The organism is Mycobacterium sp. ZZG, from assembly GCF_054786995.1.
In genome coordinates, this window is record NZ_JBTBFV010000002.1 from 95688 (window position 1) to 108816 (window position 13129).

The window sequence follows — 13129 nt, forward strand, 5'->3', positions numbered from 1 at the left end:
AGGTTCCCGGGGGGTCAGCCCGGCGGCGGTGGCGGCGGCGGGCCGAGGACCGGCACCGTGATCGGCGGCAAGCCCGGAATCTGGATCACCTGCTGGCCGACCGGCGGTGGCGGCCCGCCCGGCGGCGGCGCACCGGCCGGCGGCGGTGGCGGAGCGGGGGCGATGCCGTTCGAGATCTGGATGGTGATGATCGATCCCGGAACCGTCTGCCCGGTGGGGGACGTGCCCACCACGGTGCCGTACGACGACGAACTGTTGACCGGCGAGGGCTGATCGGCGACCTGGAATCCGGCCTCGCGCAGACGTTGCCGCGCGGCGTCCTGGGTCAGACCCGCCACGCTGGGCACCTTCGAACCCGGCGCCCCGTCCACGTAGCGCGGATCCGTGGGCGGGAGCGTGACGTCACCGAACGCGGTGGCGATGGGAGTCATCGCGGTGAACCAGGTGCGGGCCGGCTCATTGCCGCCGAACAGGTTGCCGGAGCCGCACTGCCGCAACGGGAACGAGCACAGCTCGGTGGGCGCCGTCGAGTCGTCGTAGATGTAGCTGGCCGCGGCGTACTGGTTGGTGAAGCCCAGGAACGCCGACGAACGGTTGGCCTCGGTGGTGCCCGTCTTGCCGGACATCGGCAGGGTCCAGCCCGCCGAGCCCGCCGCACCGGCGGCGGTTCCCGCGCCGGTGTCGTCCTTGCTCATCGCGACGGCCAGTGTGTTGGCCAGCCCCTCCGGGACGACCTGCTCACACGTCTCGGTCGTCACCGACACCGGCTCGCCGTAGCGGTCGTACACCTCGGCGATCGGGTTGGGCGGGCACCACGTGCCGCCGGAGGCCAGCGTCGCGGCCACGTTGGACAGCTCGAGTGCGTTGACCTCGATCGGGCCGAGGGTGAACGAACCGATGTTCTGCCGCTTCACGAAGTCGGCGAGGCTCTCGTTGCTTTCCGGGTCGTAGTCGCGCGCGGTGCCCGGCAGCGCGTAGGAGCGCAGGCCCAGCCGCACCGCCATGTCCACGGTGCGCTGCACCCCGACCTGGGCGATCAGCTTCGCGAACGCCGTGTTGGGGGAGGTGGCCAGTGCATCGGTGACGCTCATCTGGCCGCGGTAGTTGCCGGCGTTCTGTACGCACCAGGTCGCGGGCGGGCAGCCCCGCGCACCGCCGCTGCCCAACCCCTTGGCCTCGAAGCGGCTGGGCGCATCGAGCTGGGCGTTGATGCCCATGCCCATCTCCATCGCCGCGGCCGTGGTGAAGACCTTGAACACCGACCCGGCGCCATTGCCCACCAGCGAGAACGGCTGCGGCTGCATCGTCTCCCCGGCGTCCAGATTCAGGCCGTAGGTACGGTTACTGGCCATCGCCAGCACCGGGTGCGACTCCTTACCTGGCCGGATCACGCTCATCACACTCGCGACGCCGGGTAGATCCGGGCTGGCGTACTGGGTGATCGCGTTCTTGACGGTGGCCTGCACGTCCGGATCCAGCGTCGTCTTGATCATGTAGCCACCCTTGGCCACCTGATCCTTGCTGATCCCGGCGCGGGCCAGGTACTCCAGCACGTAGTCGCAGAAGAACGCGCGGTCGCCTGCGGCGATGCAGCCGCGCGGCAGTTCCTTCGGCTGGGGCAGTATCCCGAGGGGCTCCTCCCGGGCCGCGCGCAGCTCGTCGGCGTACTCGGGCAGGTTGTCGATCATGGTGTCGAGCACCACGTTGCGGCGCGCCAGCGCACCGTCGGGGTTGGTGTACGGATTGAGCGTGCTCGTGGACTGCACCATGCCGGCCAGCAGTGCGGCCTGCTGCCAATTCAGCTCCGAGGCGTTGACACCGAAATAGGTCTGCGCGGCGTCCTGCACGCCGAACGCGTTGTTGCCGAACGACACCAGGTTCAGGTAGCGGGTCAGGATCTCCGGCTTGGTGAGCGTCTCGTTCAGCGTCAACGCCATGCGGATCTCGCGCAGCTTGCGGGCCGGGGTGGTCTCGATCGCGGCCCGCTTCTCGGCGTCGGTCTGCGCGATCACCAACAGCTGGTAGTTCTTCACATACTGCTGTTCGATCGTCGAACCACCGCGGGTGTCGAGGTTGCCCGACAGGTAACCCGACAGGCCCGTGAGCGTGCCCTGCCAATCGACACCGTTGTGGTCGGCAAACCTTTTGTCTTCGATAGAAACGATCGCCAGCTTCATCGTGTTGGCGATCTGATCGCTGGGCACCTCGAAGCGCCGCTGGTTATACAGCCACGCGATGATGTTGCCCTTGGAGTCCGTCATGGTCGACACCTGAGGGACCTCGCCCTCGACCAACTGCGCCGAGCCGTTGGCCACGACGTCGGATGCGCGGTTGGACACCAGCCCGAAACCGCCGACGATCGGGAACATCAATCCGGCGGCCACCACACTGGCGAGCAACACACACCAGGCGAGCTTGATGACCGTCACCGCGCGCGGCGGACGGCCCGAGGGGTGCTCCGGCATGCGTACAGACTAGCGACGAATTCCGGGCCCCCGGTCACGAGCAGCCCGGATACGGTCGTGACAGGCCATGTCAAACGCCATTCGGACGCGGTTATGTGCGGACGAGCCCGCTGAGGTCCAGCACGATACCCGGATGACGGCACGGTCGTCCCAAAAAAGTGGTCACGGATGTATTGCGCAAACTGTCCCTGACCACCTAAGTTGAGCTGACAGTGCGATGCAGGTCACACCTGGTCCTCGCAGTGTGGCGTAGATCGCATCAGCAATCGACGCGTGGGTTAATCATCGTCTGCGTTGTCGGGGCGCGGCCAGAACGATAAGGGGATCGCCGGTGTCAACAATCAAGCCTGCGGCTCGTAAGACCTCCGTGGACCCATCCGGCCAGTCCATTCCGCACAGCGCAGAGGCCGAGGCCCGCATTGCCTGGGTCTCACAAGCCCGGTGTCGCCAGACGGATCCGGATGAACTGTTCGTCCGCGGCGCTGCCCAGCGCAAAGCCGCGGTGATCTGCCGGCATTGCCCCGTCATCGCCGAGTGCGGCGCTGACGCGCTGGACAATCGAGTGGAGTTCGGCGTCTGGGGAGGCATGACCGAGCGTCAGCGCCGCGCCCTGCTCAAGCAGCATCCCGAGGTCGTCTCCTGGGCCGACTTCTTTGCCGCTCAGCGCAAACACCGTACTGCTGGCTAACACCTCGCACAGCTGAGCCGCGATTGCCTGATTCGCGGGTCGGCCCAGCCGATCGGACACGCGGAAGCCGCGCCCTCCGGGGCGCGGCTACTGCATTGGGGCGAAATTCGCGGTCTACGCCGCGGCTGGCCCGCCGGTGATCTGATCGGCGATCGCTCGCAGCGCCTCGAGGTCGGATACGTCGAACGGCAGTGACGGCACACCCACGAGCGCCACGTGCGGGTTCGCGCCGGTGAAACGCGACAGCAGCCTCACCTCCCGCTTGGCCGTCGAGGCCCGGTCGGCATGAATACGCAACGCCGCCACCGCCACCGAGTCCGGGTCGGTCTCGGCCAGATCGTCGGCGGCCTCGGCCGCTTTCTCGGCGTGCAGTTGACACAACGTCGGATGGGTCCGGTTGAGGATCAGCCCGGCCAGCGGCATGTGCTCGGAGGAGAGCCTGTCGACGAAGAACGACGCCTCCCGTAGCGCGTCGGGCTCGGCGGCCGACACCACCACGAACTGTGTGCCCCGCCGTTTGAGCAGATCGTAGGTACGGTCGGCCTTCTCCCGGAATCCGCCGAACGTCGCGTCCAGGGACTGCACGAAAGAGGCTGCGTCCGATAGCATTTGGGAACCGAGAATCGTCGACATGCCCTTCATCGCCAGGCCGACCGCGCCGGTGACCAACCGGCCGATGCCGCGGCCCGGTGCCAGTAGCATCCGCCACAACCTGCTGTCCATGAAGCTGCCCAGGCGTTTGGGGGCGTCGAGGAAGTCCAGCGCATTGCGCGACGGCGGGGTGTCGACGACGATCAGATCCCACTTGTCTTCTGCCAGAAGCTGTCCCAACTTCTCCATGGCCATGTACTCCTGTGTGCCGGCAAGCGAGGTGGCCACAGTTTGGTAGAACTGGTTGTCCAGTATGGCGTCCGCCGTGCCGGGTCCGGAGTACTGAATCACCATCTCGTCGAACGTGCGACGCATGTCGAGCATCATCGCGTGCAGTTCGCCGGGCACCTCCGGCGCGAGCGGCACCCGCTGCGGGGTGTTGCCCAGATCCCGGATCCCGAGCGCCTGGGCCAGCCGCTTGGCCGGGTCGATGGTCAGCACGACCACGGTGCGTCCGTATTCGGCGGCCCGTAGAGCCATCGCGGCCGCGGTGGTGGTCTTGCCGACGCCGCCCGCCCCGCAGCAGACCACGACCCGGTTGGAGGTGTCGTGCAGAATCGACGCCATGTCGAGGGCCGGTGGGGTGTGGCTCATCGTGTCTCTCCCGCTCACCGCACGCCCTGGTGGGCGAGCTCTTCGGCTAGTTCGTAGAGGCTGCCGAGGTCGACCCCGTCGGGCAGCGAGGGCAGGTCCAGCCGGGCCACATCGAGTTCGGCGAGCTGCTCGGCACTCTCGTTGCGCGCCGCGATGCGGGTGGCGTGCTGGATGGTTTCGGTGAGCAGGCCGGCGAAATCGTCGTCGGAGAGCGTGATGCCCGCGTTCGCCAGACCGGCCCGCACCGCATCGGCGTCGATGACGCCCTCGGCGGCCTTGGCCAGGTCGTCGGGAGCGAGGTAGGCGGGGATGTTGCGGTTGACGATGACGCTGCCGATGGGCAGACCCATCTCCCGCAGCTCCTCGATCGCCTCCAGCGTCTCCTGGATCGGCAGCGCTTCAAGCAGCGTGACGAGGTGGATCGCCGTCAGATCCGAGTGCAGCAGCTTGACCACACCTTCGGCCTGCGAATGCACGGGCCCGCCCTTGGCCAGGTCCGACACGGCCTTGGTGACGTCGAGGAAGCGTGCGATACGTCCGGTGGGCGGCGAGTCGACGACGACCGCGTCGTACACGGCGCCCTTGCCCCGCGGCTGATCCTTCTCGTTACGCGTGACGATCTCTTTGATCTTGCCGGTCAACAACACGTCCCGCAGGCCGGGAGCGATCGTCGTCGCGAACTCGACGGCGCCGATCCGGCGCATCGCCCGTCCGGCCAGGCCGAGGTTGTAGAACATGTCCAGGTATTCGAGGAACGCCGCCTCGGTGTCGATGGCCAGCGCGTTGACCTGGCCCCCGCCTTCGGCGGTCGCGATCTTGACCTCTTCATAGGGCAGTGGCGGGACGTCGAAGAGCTGCGCGATCCCTTGGCGCCCTTCGACTTCGACGAGGAGCACCTTGCGGCCACCCGCGGCCAGCGCCAGCGCCAGCGCCGCGGCGATGGTCGACTTGCCCGTGCCGCCTTTGCCGGAGACGAAGTGCAGCCGCGCCTTGGTCAGGCGCGAAGGCCAGCCGGGCTGCTTGGTGCGGGACGATCCGGAAGAACCGGAAGACCCGGAAGGGGTGGTAGCCACCCAAGCATGCTAGCCAAGGCCTGTCCGATCCCGGATAAGCTCAGCCGCATGAGCGAACAGAAGAGGTGGGCGGCGTGAGCGAAGCGACCAAATGGGAGTACGCGACCGTCCCGCTGTTGACGCACGCCACCAAACAGATCCTCGACCAGTGGGGTGAAGACGGCTGGGAACTGGTCTCGGTGCTGCCCGGACCCACCGGCGAGCAGCACGTGGCCTACCTCAAGCGACCCAAGTGAGCGCCTGGTCGGCCCGACTGGACGAGCTGGGCATCGCGCTGCCCGAGGTGGTCGCGCCGCTGGCGGCCTACGTCCCGGCGGTGCGCACCGGCAACCTCGTCTACACCGCCGGACAGCTGCCGATCGCCGGCGGTGAGCTGACCGTGACCGGCAAGGTGGGCGCCGAGGTGTCGGCCGAGGATGCGCACGCGCTGGCCCGCCGGTGCGCGCTCAACGCGCTGGCCGCCGTCGACGCGCTGGTCGGCATCGACGCTGTGGTCAAGGTGGTCAAGGTCGTGGGCTTCGTCGCCTCCGCGCCCGGCTTCGGCGGGCAGCCCGGTGTCATCAACGGGGCCTCCGAGTTGTTCGGCGAGATATTCGGCGAGGCCGGCGCCCATGCCCGCTCCGCGGTCGGGGTGTCCGAGCTGCCGCGAAACGCGCCGGTGGAAGTGGAAGTGATCGTGGAGGTCGCGTGAGCGACGATCGGGCTGAGGTCGCGTAGGTGGAGCACCCCGCGTACAACGTGCTGCGACCGGTGACCGACACCGCGTCGGTGCTGCTGTGCGAGAACCCGGGGCTGATGACGCTCGACGGGACCAACACCTGGGTGCTGCGCGGACCGGGCAGCGACGAGATGGTCGTAATCGATCCCGGCCCCGACGACAAGGACGAGCACATCGAGCGGCTTGCCGCGCTCGGCCCGATTCCGCTGGTGCTGATCAGTCACCGCCACGGCGACCACACGGGCGGCATCGACCGACTGGTCGACCTGACCGGAGCGGTGGTGCGGTCGGTGGGCAGCGGTTTCCAGCGCGGTCTCGGCGGCTCGCTGACCGACGGTGAGGTGATCGACGCGGCCGGTCTCAAGATCACCGTGATGGCGACCCCCGGCCACACCGCCGATTCCGTGTCCTTCCTCGTCGATGACGATTTGGTGCTGACCGCGGACACGATCCTGGGGCGGGGCACCACCGTCATCGACGACGAGGACGGCGACCTCGGGGACTACCTGGAGTCGCTGCGCCGGCTGCGCGGTCTCGGGCACCGTAGGGTGCTGCCCGGGCACGGACCCGAACTCGACGACATGGTCGCCGTCAGCCAGATGTATCTGACGCATCGCGAAGAGCGACTCGACCAGGTCCGGGCCGCGCTACGCGCATTGGGGGAGGACGCCACGGCCCGGCAAATCGTCGAGCACGTGTACACCGATGTCGATGAGAAGCTGTGGGACGCCGCCGAATGGTCGGTGCAAGCGCAGCTGAACTTCCTGCGGAAGTAACCGCGGAAAGGGTCTACCTCGCTCGGCGGGCCAGCCGCTCCGAGTCGCTGATCAGCACACTCTTGCCCTCCAGGCGGATCCAGCCGCGGTGGGCGAAGTCTGCGAGCGCCTTGTTGACGGTCTCGCGGGACGCGCCGACCAGCTGGGCGATCTCCTCCTGGGTCAGATCGTGCGTGACGCGCAGCGCGCCGCCCTCCTGCGTGCCGAAGCGCTGCGCAAGCTGCAGCAGCTGCTTGGCGACGCGGCCGGGGACGTCGGTGAAGATCAGGTCGGCGAGGTTGTTGTTGGTGCGGCGAAGACGGCGGGCCAGCACGCGCAGCAGCTGCTCGGCGATCTCGGGCCGGTCGGCGATCCACGCCCTCAGCGCTTCACGGTCCATCGACACCGCGCGCACCTCGGTGATGGTGGTGGCGCTCGAGGTCCGCGGACCCGGGTCGAAGATCGACAGCTCACCGAACATGTCCGACGGGCCCATGATCGTCAGCAGGTTCTCGCGACCGTCCGGGGAACGGCGACCGATCTTCACCTTCCCGGAGATGATGATGTACAGGCGGTCGCCGGGCTCACCCTCGGCGAACACCGTGTGTCCGCGCGGGAAGTCGACGGGCTGCAACTGCTTGGTCAGCGCGGAAACGGCGCTCGGTTCTACACCCTGGAAGATTCCGGCCCTGGCCAGGATCTCGTCCACGTTGCCCCTTTGTGCGTTCGATGTTTGTGCGTTCGATGATCAAAAAATGCGCGAGCCGACCTCGAAAGTCGTGACGTCAGTCTAGAGGCAAGCCCTGTGTGACCTGCCCACGCTACACACGATCGGCATGTCGGGTCTGCCGAAACTCAGTATTCGCGAGCGTAGCGAAGTACCCGCCGGCGGTCAGTCCCGGCGCCGACACAGGTTCGAGAAACCCGTCCGTCGGAGTGTCCCGCTGCTCGACGCGCCGGGGCGGTGTGCGCGGCGCCCTGTCGGCGTTCGCCGATGCCGGAGTCTCGGCGCGGTCGGTGTCGGCCCGGCGCAGGAACTCGTCGACGTCGGCCGGGGAGAACGCGTCGCGACGCAGGCCGGCCTCGACGCGCTCCAGACCGAAGGTCGCCAACATCAGCAACCCAGGGATCAGCGCGACGAGCAACCACGACACAACGCAGAAGTAAACACGGTGAAGGTCTCGGCGGGATCACGAAAAGTCCACGTTAAGGACCTATCCACCACCGGGTGTGTCGGTCGTCGTCAGTACCCTGGCCTGGTGACCGTGAAACCGGCCGGCAGGGCCCCGCGCGCCGCGAAATGGGACAAAGAGACCCGGCTCGGCCTGGTCCGCCGCGCCCGCCGGATGAACCGCGCTCTGGCAGAAGCGTTTCCGCACGTGTACTGCGAATTGGACTTCACCAATCCGCTGGAGCTCACCGTCGCAACCATTCTGTCCGCGCAGAGCACCGACAAGCGCGTCAACCTCACCACCCCGGCCCTGTTCAAGAAGTACCGGACTGCCGTGGACTACGCGACCGCCGACCGTACCGAGCTCGAGGAGCTGATCCGGCCCACCGGGTTCTACCGCAACAAGGCCAACTCGCTGATCGGGCTGGGCCAGGCGTTGGTGGAACGCTTCGATGGGAAGGTTCCGGCCACCCTCGACGAACTGGTCACGCTGCCCGGCGTCGGCCGCAAGACCGCCAACGTCATCCTGGGCAACGCGTTCGACGTCCCGGGAATCACCGTCGACACCCACTTCGGGCGGTTGGTCCGTCGGTGGCGCTGGACCGCCGAGGAGGACCCCGTCAAGGTCGAGCACGCCGTCGGCGAGCTCATCGAGCGCCGCGAGTGGACACTGCTCAGCCACCGGGTGATCTTCCACGGCCGGCGCGTGTGCCACGCCCGTAAGCCCGCCTGCGGGGTGTGCGTGCTCGCCAACGACTGCCCGTCTTACGGGACCGGCCCCACCGACCCGCTCATCGCCGCGCCGCTGGTCAAGGGGCCCGAGACCGAGCACCTGCTGGCGCTGGCGGGGCTGTAGGCGCAGGTCTTGTCCGTCAGTGCGTCGACCCGGTGGAGCATCGTGGCGCTGGTCATCCTGATCGCCCTCGGTGTCGCGCTGTGGACCGAACTAGGTGCCGGCGACTCCGAACCGGGCGCGCGACGCGACGTGCCGTCTGCGCGGGACCGGCGCGACGCCGACACCCCGGAGGCGCTGACCGGTCCGCGTGCCCGCGCCGATCTGGCGCCGTGCCCGTCGCCGGGTCCCGGTCCCGGCCCGGAGGCGCTGCGCGGCATCGTGCTCGAGTGCGCCGGGGACGGATCGCGTGTCGACGTCGCGAAAGCGCTGGCCGGCAAGGCCGTCGTGCTCAACCTGTGGGCGTACTGGTGCGGACCCTGCGCCGACGAGCTGCCCGCGATGGCCGAGTATCAGCGCCGCGCCGGCCCGGCGGTCACCGTGCTGACGGTGCACCAGGACGAGAACGAGAGCGCGGCGTTGCTGCGGCTGGCTGAGTTGGGGGTGCACCTGCCGACCGTGCAGGACGGGCGCAGGACCATCGCCGCAGCGCTGCAGGTGCCCAACGTGATGCCGGCCACGGTGGTGCTGCGCCCGGACGGTAGCGTTGCCGAGATCCTGCCCCGGTCATTTGCGACCGTTGACGAGATCGCCGCCGCGGTCGACCCGAAGATTGGAGTCGCGTGAGCTGGGACAGCAGACACGACGAGCTGATCCCGTCCGCCGCTCCGCCCTGGCTGGTCCCGCTCGTCGAAGACCCCGGCGCGGTCAAGAACGCCTACCGCCGCAGAGTTGCGCCCGAGGTGCTGGCGGGGCTCGCTGCGGCCAACACCACGGCCGCGGTGACCGGCACCCGCCGGGACGCTGCGGTGCTGGTGCTGTTCTCCGGCCCCCGGGACGGGGCGCCGGGTGTCCTGCCCGACGACGCCGACCTGCTGGTGACCGTGCGGGCCTCCACCCTGCGCCATCACGCCGGCCAGGCTGCCTTCCCCGGCGGGGCCGCCGACCCACAGGACCGCAGCCCGGTGCACACCGCGCTGCGGGAGGCCACCGAAGAGACCGGCATCGACACCGGCCGAGTGCAGCCGCTGGCCGTGCTGGACAAGATGTTCATCCCGCCGTCGGGCTTCCATGTCGTGCCGGTGCTGGCGTACTCACCGGATCCGGGACCGGTCGCGGTGGTCGACGCGGCCGAGACGGCCGTCGTGGCCCGGGTCCCGGTGCGCGCCTTCGTCAATCCCCAGAATCGGATCTCGGTGTACCGCAAGCAGAACACCCGCCGCACGGCCGGCCCGGCATTCCTGCTCAACGAGATGATGGTGTGGGGGTTCACCGGGCAGGTGATCGCCGCTCTGCTGGAGGTGGCGGGCTGGGCGGTGCCGTGGGAAAGCGACAACGTGTACGAACTCGACGACGCAATGGCGTTGCTGGACGCCCAGGGCAGTTACGGTGATGCGCAACGATGAACTCGTCTCAGTGGCTTGATATCAGCATCCTGGCGTTAGCCCTGATCGCCGCCATCTCCGGCTGGCGATCGGGCGCGCCGGGCTCCTTGCTGGCTCTTGTCGGGGTGGCGCTGGGCGCCGCGGCGGGAATCCTGCTGGCCCCCTACGTCGTCGACCACATCAGCGGCCCGCGCACCAAGCTCTTCGTCACCCTGTTCCTGATTCTGGCGCTGGTCGTGATAGGCGAGATCGCGGGGGTGGTGCTCGGCAGAGCCGTACGCGGGGCGATCCGCAGTCCCGGGCTGCGGGTGGTCGACTCGGTCGTCGGGGTCGCGTTGCAGCTGGTGCTGGTGCTGACGGCGGCCTGGCTGCTGGGCACCGCGCTGGTGTCCTCGCCGCAACCCAATCTGGTCGCCGCGGTGCAGGGTTCCAAGGTCATCGCCGAGGTCGACTCCGTCGCTCCCAGCTGGCTGCGATCGGTACCCAACCGGCTTTCGGCGCTGTGGGAGACCGCCGGACTGCACGACGTGCTCAAACCGTTCGGACCGACACCGGTCGCCGAGATCGACCCGCCGGACCCGTCGCTGGCCACCTCACCGGTGGTCAACACGACCCGGTCGAGCGTGGTGAAGGTGCGCGGAGTCGCGCAGAGCTGCCAGAAAGTGCTGGAGGGGACCGGTTTCGTCATCGCCCCCAACCGGGTGATGTCCAACGCGCACGTGGTGGCCGGGTCGAACAGTGTCACCGTCGAGGTGGACGGACAGACCTACGACGCGGGGGTGGTCTCCTACGACCCCAACGCCGACATCTCGATCCTCGACGTGCCCAACCTGCCGTCCGCCCCGCTGCAGTTCGTCGACGCGGAGGCGCAGCCGGGCACCGACGGCATCGTGATGGGCTATCCCGGCGGCGGCGCCTTCACCGCGACCCCGGCGCGGGTGCGCGAGGTCATCGAGCTCAACGGGCCGGACATCTACCGGTCCACCACCGTCACCCGCGAGGTCTACACCATCAGAGGCACTGTGCGCCAGGGCAACTCCGGCGGGCCGATGATCAACCGGCAGGGCAAGGTGCTCGGTGTGGTGTTCGGCGCGGCCGTCGACGACGTCGACACCGGGTTCGTGCTCACCGCCGACGAGGTGGCCCGGCAGATGGCCAAGGTCGGCAACGTCGAACGCGTCCCGACCGGCACCTGCATCAACGCGGGCTGACCCGTCAGCCGTACACCTGGCCCAGGAAGCGGCGCAGCTGTTCGTTGACCGCTTCCGGTGCTTCCTCATGGCTGTAGTGACCGGCGCCGTCGATCGAGACGTACCGGCCGTGCGGGGCGTAGCGCTGGGTGCGCTGCACCGGATCGGCCAGCACATACGGGTCGGCGTCCCCACGCAGGTGCAACACCGGCACCCCCAGCGGCCGCTTCATCGAACCCATGAAGCGGCGCCCCTCACCGCGCAGCTGGCTGCGCACCGCCCAGCGCTGGTACTCCAGGGCGCAGTGCGCCGCCGACGGGATCTGGATGGCGCGCCGAAGATGGCCGACGGTCTCCGCGAAATCCTCGCTGGCGTGCCATTTCGCCGTGGACCGGCTGCGCACCAGCCGCTCGATTTCGGCGCCGTCGTGGCGGGTCAGCGCGCGCTCGGGCCACATCGGCAGCTGATAGCGCAACATCCACGGCAGCAGGGCCCGACCCTGATCGCGCCGGGTCAGGGTCGAGGTGCGCAGTGCGGCCGGGTGCGGGGAGCTGACCACCGCGATCGCCCGCACGGCTCGTGGATGCAGCACCGAGGTGGCCCAGCAGACCAGGCCGCCGTCAGCGTGGCCGACCAGGGTGGCGCTGTTGTGGCCCAGTGCCCGGACCAAGCCCGCGGTGTCCCCGGCCAGCGTCCACCCGTCGTATCCGCGCGGCGGCTTGTCGCTGCCGCCGTAGCCGCGCAGGTCCACGGCCACGACGCGGGCACCGGTCAGACCGGTGAGCTGATGGCGCCACGACCACCAGAATGACCCGAATCCGTGCAGCAGGATGACCAGCGGGCGGTCCGTCAACGGGCGTGACCGGTCGTCGAGCTCGGCTGGGCGCTGGGCTTCCACCACGTGGAAACGAATCCCGTTGGCGTGCACGTCCAGATGCCGCCACGGCCCGCCGATGCGCACCACCGACGGATCGGGTGGGTTCATTACCAGCCTGAGGGGTCTTTTTGCGTCGACGGATCGCCGTTGGTGGTCGCTACGGTCCTCTTGTCCGGGCCGGGGGTGAACGCCTCCGGGATCTCCTTGACCGTCTCGATGGTCTTCTGGGGGCCCCGAATACGGCGCACCTTCAGGTAACCGAACAGCGCGAGCAGCCCGGTGAGAACGACCATGATGCCGAAGACGATCAGATAGGCCGCCCATTTCCACAGCCAGTTGTCGAGCAGCTCGGCCAGGAAGAAGAAGAAGAAGAAGGTCGAATAGAACAGCACGACCAGCGCGGCGATGAAGAAGACGCTGCCGGTGAGCCCTTTCTTGACGTCCCGGGTGATCTCGGCCTTGGCCAGCTCGACCTCGGCCCGCACCAGCGTCGACACCTGCGCGGTCGCGTCCTTGACCAGATCCCCGATCGACGGGTCGGGTTTCGGTGCGTGAGGGTCCACCAGCGGTATCGACGTCACGGTGTTCGGCACGCCGTTTCTGCGATCGCTCACGCGGGGCTTCCTTCCGGCCACTCTTCTCGGTCGCGTTCATGTTGCCACGTGGCGTC

At 68.5% G+C, this 13129-nt stretch carries 15 protein-coding genes; 8 read left to right on the forward strand and 7 right to left on the reverse strand.

Features of this window, described 5'->3' with window-relative positions; genetic code table 11:
- Window positions 1–14: 14 nt before the first annotated feature.
- Window positions 15–2465 carry a transglycosylase/D,D-transpeptidase PonA2 gene (gene ponA2, locus ACXMYJ_RS01955; protein ID WP_260755642.1) on the reverse strand — a complete coding sequence of 817 codons (2451 nt, stop codon included), beginning with the start codon at window positions 2463–2465 and terminating at the stop codon, window positions 15–17.
- 331 nt (window positions 2466–2796) lie between these two features.
- Here ponA2 and ACXMYJ_RS01960 point away from each other — a divergent pair, with 331 nt between their 5' ends.
- Window positions 2797–3153 carry a WhiB family transcriptional regulator gene (locus ACXMYJ_RS01960; RefSeq protein ID WP_396884657.1) on the forward strand — a complete coding sequence of 119 codons (357 nt, stop codon included), beginning with the start codon at window positions 2797–2799 and terminating at the stop codon, window positions 3151–3153.
- 114 nt (window positions 3154–3267) lie between these two features.
- On the opposite strand, the gene ACXMYJ_RS01965 is transcribed toward ACXMYJ_RS01960, so the two are convergent.
- Both ACXMYJ_RS01965 and ACXMYJ_RS01970 read right to left on the reverse strand, forming a co-directional pair.
- Window positions 3268–4398 (reverse strand): ArsA family ATPase, encoded by a 1131-nt coding sequence (locus tag ACXMYJ_RS01965; protein WP_460353631.1) that lies wholly within the window; start codon window positions 4396–4398, stop codon window positions 3268–3270.
- A 14-nt stretch (window positions 4399–4412) separates the two neighbouring features.
- Entirely contained in the window at window positions 4413–5471 is a 1059-nt protein-coding gene (locus ACXMYJ_RS01970) for an ArsA family ATPase (RefSeq protein ID WP_260755640.1), read from the reverse strand.
- Between the two features lie 74 nt (window positions 5472–5545).
- Here ACXMYJ_RS01970 and ACXMYJ_RS01975 point away from each other — a divergent pair, with 74 nt between their 5' ends.
- Genes ACXMYJ_RS01975 through ACXMYJ_RS01985 form a run of 3 tightly spaced genes read left to right on the forward strand, consistent with a single transcriptional unit; the run spans window position 5546 to window position 6965 of the window.
- Window positions 5546–5707 carry a DUF4177 domain-containing protein gene (locus tag ACXMYJ_RS01975; protein ID WP_157897640.1) on the forward strand — a complete coding sequence of 54 codons (162 nt, stop codon included), beginning with the start codon at window positions 5546–5548 and terminating at the stop codon, window positions 5705–5707.
- Window positions 5704–6162 (forward strand): RidA family protein, encoded by a 459-nt coding sequence (locus ACXMYJ_RS01980; protein ID WP_260755639.1) that lies wholly within the window; start codon window positions 5704–5706, stop codon window positions 6160–6162. The genes ACXMYJ_RS01975 and ACXMYJ_RS01980 overlap by 4 nt, the downstream gene beginning before the upstream one ends.
- Before the next feature lie 26 nt (window positions 6163–6188).
- On the forward strand, window positions 6189–6965 hold the full coding sequence (locus ACXMYJ_RS01985) for an MBL fold metallo-hydrolase (protein WP_443187221.1): 777 nt from the start codon (window positions 6189–6191) through the stop codon (window positions 6963–6965).
- Window positions 6966–6978: 13 nt separating this feature from the next.
- Here ACXMYJ_RS01985 and crp read toward each other — a convergent pair whose 3' ends face one another.
- Both crp and ACXMYJ_RS01995 read right to left on the reverse strand, forming a co-directional pair.
- Window positions 6979–7653, reverse strand: coding sequence for a cAMP-activated global transcriptional regulator CRP (crp, locus tag ACXMYJ_RS01990; protein WP_003931718.1), 675 nt, complete (start codon window positions 7651–7653; stop codon window positions 6979–6981).
- A gap of 112 nt (window positions 7654–7765) precedes the next feature.
- Window positions 7766–8098: a hypothetical protein gene (locus ACXMYJ_RS01995; RefSeq protein WP_260755636.1), complete on the reverse strand. Its 333-nt coding sequence runs from the start codon at window positions 8096–8098 to the stop codon at window positions 7766–7768.
- 192 nt (window positions 8099–8290) lie between these two features.
- Between ACXMYJ_RS01995 and nth the strand changes: the two genes are divergently transcribed.
- The 4 genes from nth to marP are packed head-to-tail and all read left to right on the forward strand — an operon-like array spanning window position 8291 to window position 11603.
- The gene (gene nth / locus ACXMYJ_RS02000; protein WP_260757836.1) at window positions 8291–8971 is read left to right on the forward strand and encodes an endonuclease III; all 681 of its coding nucleotides are present in this window, start codon (window positions 8291–8293) and stop codon (window positions 8969–8971) included.
- Between the two features lie 9 nt (window positions 8972–8980).
- Window positions 8981–9634 carry a TlpA disulfide reductase family protein gene (locus ACXMYJ_RS02005; protein ID WP_260755635.1) on the forward strand — a complete coding sequence of 218 codons (654 nt, stop codon included), beginning with the start codon at window positions 8981–8983 and terminating at the stop codon, window positions 9632–9634.
- Window positions 9631–10413: an NUDIX hydrolase gene (locus ACXMYJ_RS02010; RefSeq protein WP_443187220.1), complete on the forward strand. Its 783-nt coding sequence runs from the start codon at window positions 9631–9633 to the stop codon at window positions 10411–10413. The genes ACXMYJ_RS02005 and ACXMYJ_RS02010 overlap by 4 nt, the downstream gene beginning before the upstream one ends.
- Complete coding sequence (gene marP / locus ACXMYJ_RS02015) at window positions 10410–11603, forward strand: acid resistance serine protease MarP (protein ID WP_443187219.1); 1194 nt, start codon at window positions 10410–10412, stop codon at window positions 11601–11603. The genes ACXMYJ_RS02010 and marP overlap by 4 nt, the downstream gene beginning before the upstream one ends.
- A 4-nt stretch (window positions 11604–11607) precedes the next feature.
- Here marP and ACXMYJ_RS02020 read toward each other — a convergent pair whose 3' ends face one another.
- Both ACXMYJ_RS02020 and ACXMYJ_RS02025 read right to left on the reverse strand, forming a co-directional pair.
- Window positions 11608–12567, reverse strand: coding sequence for an alpha/beta fold hydrolase (locus ACXMYJ_RS02020; protein ID WP_443187218.1), 960 nt, complete (start codon window positions 12565–12567; stop codon window positions 11608–11610).
- Window positions 12567–13073, reverse strand: a complete 507-nt coding sequence (locus ACXMYJ_RS02025) for a phage holin family protein (protein WP_260755631.1) — start codon at window positions 13071–13073, stop codon at window positions 12567–12569. The genes ACXMYJ_RS02020 and ACXMYJ_RS02025 overlap by 1 nt, the downstream gene beginning before the upstream one ends.
- Window positions 13074–13129 lie beyond the last annotated feature (56 nt).